This is a genomic window from Pseudoalteromonas sp. Z1A6, from assembly GCF_011378745.1.
Lineage (GTDB): Bacteria > Pseudomonadota > Gammaproteobacteria > Enterobacterales > Alteromonadaceae > Pseudoalteromonas > Pseudoalteromonas arctica.
On sequence record NZ_WTKW01000684.1, the window covers coordinates 1 to 653 of the forward strand.

1 rRNA gene is annotated in these 653 nt (G+C 40.9%); it reads left to right on the forward strand.

Features of this window, described 5'->3' with window-relative positions:
• The first annotated feature begins 84 nt into the window (after positions 1 to 84).
• A 5S ribosomal RNA gene (gene rrf / locus GQR46_RS20330) occupies positions 85 to 199 on the forward strand.
• The last annotated feature ends 454 nt before the right edge of the window (positions 200 to 653 follow it).

Genomic DNA, 653 nt, shown 5'->3' on the forward strand with positions numbered 1-653 from the left:
ATTACTGAAAAGACTTAAAAAATATTATCAGATATTTTCCAAATTCAGTTAATTTGTAGTGATACGAATTAACGCCCAAATTTGCTTGGTGACAATAGCGTTTTGGACCCACCTGACTCCATGCCGAACTCAGTAGTGAAACGAAACAGCGCCGATGATAGTGTAGCATTTGCTATGTGAAAGTAGGACATTACCAGGCTTCAAATTAAAGAAACCCGTTACAGCAATGTGACGGGTTTTTTGCTGTCTGGGATTTAGTAAATAACCAAGAGCGCATGCCGAACTCAGTAGTGAAACAAAACAGCTCGAAGGCGAGCCCCGCGGAAGGCCGCCCCGACACAAAGATAGTGTAGCATTTGCTATGTGAAAGTAGGACATTACCAGGCTTCAAATTGTAGAAAGCCCGAATCTAACGATTCGGGCTTTTTTACGTCTGCAGAAAAGTGAAATGTGCGCAATTAATGCACTCTCATCCAATACCCATCACGTAGGTCGGGCGAGCGAAGCGACTCCCGACGCTGAAAGCATCGAAAGTACCCTTATACCAACCTGCATAAATCTTTAATCAATTTAACGAATTAAATTGCACTATAACGTCGTTAAAAATTTTTATTTAGAACAACTAGATACAAAAACTTTTGCCTAGTTCTAGC